We start from the raw sequence: 1,486 nt of genomic DNA on the forward strand, positions 1-1,486 counted from the left end.
ATTAATAATAGGTTAAATAGAAAAATAAATTACTCAAATAATGCGCTAGGCTCCCGTTATAACTCACTATTTTGTTGAATTTGCCGAGTTATTATTTTTGCTGATTTTCGTGCATTTAAGGGTGTTTTAAGCTATTTTGGGATTATCAGCACCCCTATTAGCACCCCTTGCATTATGAAAATTTAAACGGGAGAACACTCTAGATGGCTTACTATAGCATAGAAAAGCGCCCACGCGCAGATGGCACTATCCGTTATCGCTGTACTGTCGGTGTCAAGTCTGGCGGTAAATATATCTACAGAGAGAACCGTACATTCGGAAAGCAGGCTCATGCCAAAACATGGGGTGCTATGCGGGTAGCTGAGTTAGAGCAAAACGGAGTACCAAGGAACGATGAAGTCGAAAATTTTACAGTTAGCGCTCTATTGCACAAATATATCAATGATCCCAATTTAGGAAAAAAAGCAGGGCAAAGCAAAAAGTCCGTATTGAATTTATTATCAAAGAGCGCTCTTGCAAATTTACCCCTGACTGAACTTTCGGTCAGTCATATTATTGAGCACTGTAAACAGCGATGCTCTACAGGAGCCAGTCCTGCCACTATTAACCATGATGTAGTCTATTTATCATCAGTCTTAAAGTCAGCCAAGCCTGTCTATGATATAGACTACACTTCAAATCCTGCACATGAAGCTCGCCCCTTACTAACTCAAATGGGATTAATCGGTAAAAGCCATCGCCGTAGCAGAAGACCAGAACGCGAAGAATTGGAAAGATTGATGAAGGTATTACGCAGAAAAGGGAATCATTGGGGAAGCAATATTCCTTACGAGGATATGTTGAATTTCTCAATACTTTCCTGCATGCGTATTGGGGAGGTATGCAAAATCAGATGGGATGATATCGACGAAAAACAGAAATCCGTACTTGTGAGAGAGAGGAAAGATCCCCGAAAAAAAACAGGGAATCACATGCTTGTACCTTTACTTGGTGAGGCGTGGAATATCGTACAAAGGCAACCCAAATCTGAAACTGGGCTGATATTTCCCTATAACCCGGTAAGCGTATCTAATGGTTTTCACTATGCATGCAAAGAGCTAGGCATTGAAGATCTTCGCTATCACGACCTACGCAGAGAGGGTGCAAGTCGTTTATTTGAGGCTGGTTTCTCTATTGAAGAAGTCGCACAGGTTACCGGGCATCGCTCTCTGAATGTACTCTGGCAGGTATACACAGAACTATATCCTCAATCACTACACGAAAAATTCAATAAGCTCATGCAGCAGAAGGCAGAGTGATTTCAGATGGGTGGATTTTCACCCATTAACCCATGCTTGATGTCTAAGTCTTTAAGTGAAAATCACCATCTTGGCTGCCTTTATTTTGAAGCGAACAATCAAGCTATCAATGTTATTAAGGGTATGCAACCGATTCCCTATCTTAAATCGATTGATTAGTCTAATTTTCGAGCCGCTTCCCAAATTTA

The 1,486-nt window shown here is 41.0% G+C and carries 1 protein-coding gene; it reads left to right on the top strand.

All coding sequences use genetic code 11. The annotated features are described in order from the left end of the window. Positions 1-203 precede the first annotated feature (203 nt). On the top strand, positions 204-1,298 hold the full coding sequence (locus Xsto_RS20665) for a tyrosine-type recombinase/integrase (protein ID WP_099126312.1): 1,095 nt from the start codon (positions 204-206) through the stop codon (positions 1,296-1,298). Positions 1,299-1,486: the final 188 nt, after the last annotated feature.

The sequence above is a fragment of the Xenorhabdus stockiae genome, from assembly GCF_002632825.1.
In the GTDB taxonomy this organism is placed as follows: Bacteria; Pseudomonadota; Gammaproteobacteria; order Enterobacterales; family Enterobacteriaceae; genus Xenorhabdus; species Xenorhabdus stockiae.

What these genes read in the sequence shown, in the direction of transcription:
- Xsto_RS20665 (WP_099126312.1), top strand. Translation starts at nt 204, where the DNA reads ATGGCTTACTATAGCATAGAAAAGCGCCCACGCGCAGATGGCACTATC.